This is a genomic window from Mesorhizobium sp., from assembly GCF_017306585.1.
Taxonomy (GTDB): Bacteria; Pseudomonadota; Alphaproteobacteria; order Rhizobiales; family Rhizobiaceae; genus Mesorhizobium.
In genome coordinates this window covers 1-3,480 of the sequence record NZ_JAFKIC010000341.1, presented here as the reverse complement: position 1 = coordinate 3,480, position 3,480 = coordinate 1, and the positions used below count along the sequence as shown (strand labels likewise).

Sequence of the window (3,480 nt, the reverse complement as noted above, 5' to 3'; positions counted from 1 at the left end):
GAGAAGGCGATCAAGGAAGTCAAGGCTGCCTGATATCTGTGCATCGTCTGCGGATGCAACGAAACGTCGCATTTTATCAGACAAATAGATGTGAGATATTGACGGTCGAACGAATACCCGGCGGGTGGAACCTCCTCCCTCCACCTCCGGGGTGACCAGCCAGCTCCTCCTCCCGCTGGCTCGTAACAGGAAAAGGCCGGCACCTCCTCCCGCCGGCCTTTTCTTTGTCCGGCGTTTCCTTCCCGGCGTCTCCTTCCAAGTCCGTGAAACACCGAACCGGATGTGGGCAAGTGCGCTTTGCTTTCCAAAGGCCTTGAATTAAAATCCATAAGCCCGTAAGGACGCATCGCCGAACGACAGAGCGCGGAACGAGCTTCTCCTTGATCCCTGCTCAGGCAAGTGTGCCGTTGTAGCTCAGCTGGTTAGAGCGCCGGATTGTGGATCCGGAGGTCGCTGGTTCGATCCCAGCCAACGGTACCATCGGCATCTCCCGTAAGTTATTCAATTTACTGCATAATTTCTCATTTTTGGCCACCGGTATTGCGGCTTTCGGCGATTTTGTGCTGCAAAATGTGAGTCGGTTCATGGGCAATCTGAAGCTAGGAAAGCTTCCAGACCGCGCGCGCCGTCGAAGATCATCATAACCGTCAGCGCCCACCTGAGCCAAGCGCTAACGATTACGCGGCGCTCTATCGTCAAACCTATGGCGAGTCTGAGACGGTAGCTGAGCTCATCCCGTTCATGCTTCTCGGATTTCTTGAAAGTGACCGAGAGTTTGCCAAGGCTAGAAAAGAAGGTGATCTCCGCACCGCCTTGTTGGAGAATCCGCCAAGGTAGTCCGCTGCGACATCCGATAAAGCATAGCGCAGCGCTTAACGGGCTCTCTTGATTTCACCAGGGCAGACCGCTGCGCCGCACAATTGGCTGCGACCCGCGGAGGGCCCAATTTCTTGTGGTGCTTTGATTTGTGAATGGTGTGCAGATTGTTGATGAACTCGGGGGAGAACTCCGTCGCCGTCCGATGTCCGTGTCACGAGCCACCCAGGGAAGAGCAAAACGTCCGTTTGCCAAGGATCGGCATCCACGCGAAATTACGTCCCGGATCTTGCTTCATCCCAGTTGCCCGATTTTCCTGCGGTCTTGGCGGGAACAAGCTCACCAGCCGGTCCCTGCCGCAGGATTATGTATGCGTGGCGGCGCTTCCTTAAACGATGTGGATTTTTACCCCGGCGTGGCGAATCTCGTCTGGGAGCAGGATGTCAGCGGTGCCATCGGTCACCAAGTGATCGACAAGATCGAAGCCGCAGACACGGGTCATGGCTGCGCGCCCCAATTTCTGGTGGTCGCAAAGCAGGATACGGCTCCTTGCATTGGCGATCATCGCCTTCTTCACCCATGCGAAGTCCGGATCGACCTCATAAACGCCTCCATCCGCTACGCCGCCGGCGCTGAAGACGAACTTGTCGGCATGGAAGTTCGACAGGAATTCGGTTGTTTCTGGACCGGAAACGCCGCCTTGGCCGTGCGAGTACTCTCCTGGGCACAGAATCAGCTTCAAGTTGGATGAAGCTCCGACAACCGTCGCCAGATTCCAGCTGTTGGTGATGACCCGCGCCTCGCAGCCGCGTGCCGCCAACTGCCGGGCAAAGTGCGCGGTCGTCGCGCCGACGTCCACCATGACGACATCGCCGGGCTCAATCATCGAGGCTGCATGCTGGGCGATGCGGCTGCGTTCTTCCACGAGCAGCAGGTCGCGTTCGGCAAGGCTCGCCTCGAAGCCCATGGTGGCGGGAAACGCGCCGCCATATGTCCGGTTGATCTTGCCCATCTCTTGCAGTTCGTCGAGGTCGCGGCGGATGGTTTGCACGTGCACGTTCAGACGCTCGGCGATCTCGGACGCACGAATGGCCGGGCGGACACCAAGCTCCGTCAGTATCTGCTGATGCCGATCAGCCTTGCGCCACGCCTTCTGCCTGCTCATGCCTGCCTCGCTATCCACTCGATTGATCGAGTTCAAACATTCGATTGGCTCAGATAGCGTCCAAATGATGCAACTGCAACGCGACGTGCGCTCAAAAAACCGTGCTTTTAGCAATTTATGTGGCATGTCGAACAAATTTGATGCGAATAGAAAGAAAAATGTTGCAAGTCATACATAACAGTGTAACGGTTCGCGTCGATCGGCGCGGCCTGGGGGCATTGGCGCCGTGAGAGTAGCCGTCAAGCGAGAGGGTGACGCGTGGCCGAGGTCGTATTCAACAACGTTTCCAAGTCCTATGGAGCGGTAAGCGTCGTCCGTGGCCTGAATCTCAGCATCAAACACAACGAATTTGTCGCTCTTGTCGGCCCTTCCGGCTGCGGCAAGTCCACCACCTTGCGGATGATCGCGGGACTGGAGGAGATATCGAGCGGCGCTGTGTCGATCGGCGATCGCGTGGTGAACGATCTCAAGCCGCGTGACCGCAACATCGCTATGGTCTTCCAGAACTATGCGCTCTACCCGCATATGACGGTTCGGGAGAATATGTCGTTCGGCCTCAGGCTGACGAAGATGCCGGAGGCCGAGATTGCGGCCCGGGTCGGCGAGGCGGCGCGGATCCTCAACCTTTCGGACAAGCTCGATCGGACGCCGGCCAAACTTTCCGGCGGCGAACGCCAGCGCGTCGCCATGGGGCGGGCAATGGTGCGCCGTCCCGATGTCTTTCTGTTCGATGAACCGCTCTCCAATCTCGACGCCAAGCTGCGCACGACGATGCGCACCGAGATCAAGCGCCTGCACCGCCAGGTTCAGACCACCATTGTCTATGTCACGCACGACCAGGTTGAGGCGATGACGCTCGCCGACCGCATCGTCATCATGCGCGACGGGCTGATCGAGCAGGTGGGCACGCCCGACGACGTGTTCTCCCGCCCGGCCAACGTCTTCGTGGCTGGCTTCATCGGCTCGCCGCCGATGAACTTCATCGATGCCGTCGCCGTCGACAGCGGCGTCTCAGTGCCGGGCGGCGAGGTGCTGCCGCTGGACCAAGGCAGGTTCAAGCCGATCGCCAGTGGGACCAAGCTGACGCTCGGCGTTCGGGCCGACGACATCGTGCCGGTCGGCCATGGCCAGGCTCCATTGCGGTCACTGGATTTCTCGGCCCCGATCCAGTTCTCCGAGCCGCTGGGCAACGAATCCCTGCTGATCATGGAGTTCGGCGGGCGCGAGGTGGTGGCCAAGATGCTGGCGCCGGTGCCCGTTGCGCCCGGCCAGGTCATGCCGTTCCAGCTCAATCTTCAGAAATTCCATCTTTTCGACGCGGCAACGGGCATTTCGCTCGCCGCATCCCGGCCCTGATTGCGTGGAGGTAGACCAATGTCGCGCTTCATATTCATGTTGACGCACAACGATGTCACGGTGGCGGACGCGCGCGGCGTCTTCGCCGAGGTGGCCGACCTCAAGATACCGTTCGTCGGCTTCAAGGATATCGGGCTGCCGGT

2 protein-coding genes, 1 tRNA gene and 1 pseudogene are annotated in these 3,480 nt (G+C 59.2%); 3 read left to right on the top strand and 1 reads right to left on the bottom strand.

The window, feature by feature from the left end; genetic code table 11:
- Positions 1-403 precede the first annotated feature (403 nt).
- Positions 404-480 (top strand) — tRNA-His (locus J0I79_RS34415).
- Positions 481-584: 104 nt separating this feature from the next.
- Positions 585-837: pseudogene (locus J0I79_RS34410) on the top strand (DUF2274 domain-containing protein).
- Positions 838-1,204: 367 nt separating this feature from the next.
- Here J0I79_RS34410 and J0I79_RS34405 read toward each other — a convergent pair.
- Positions 1,205-1,981, bottom strand: coding sequence for a DeoR/GlpR family DNA-binding transcription regulator (locus J0I79_RS34405; protein WP_292870448.1), 777 nt, complete (start codon positions 1,979-1,981; stop codon positions 1,205-1,207).
- Between the two features lie 258 nt (positions 1,982-2,239).
- On the opposite strand from J0I79_RS34405, the gene ugpC reads away from it, so the two are divergent.
- The gene (ugpC, locus tag J0I79_RS34400) at positions 2,240-3,337 is read left to right on the top strand and encodes a sn-glycerol-3-phosphate ABC transporter ATP-binding protein UgpC (RefSeq protein ID WP_292870445.1); all 1,098 of its coding nucleotides are present in this window, start codon (positions 2,240-2,242) and stop codon (positions 3,335-3,337) included.
- The last annotated feature ends 143 nt before the right edge of the window (positions 3,338-3,480 follow it).

What these genes read in the sequence shown, in the direction of transcription:
- J0I79_RS34405 (WP_292870448.1), bottom strand. Translation starts at nt 1,981, where the DNA reads ATGAGCAGGCAGAAGGCGTGGCGCAAGGCTGATCGGCATCAGCAGATA.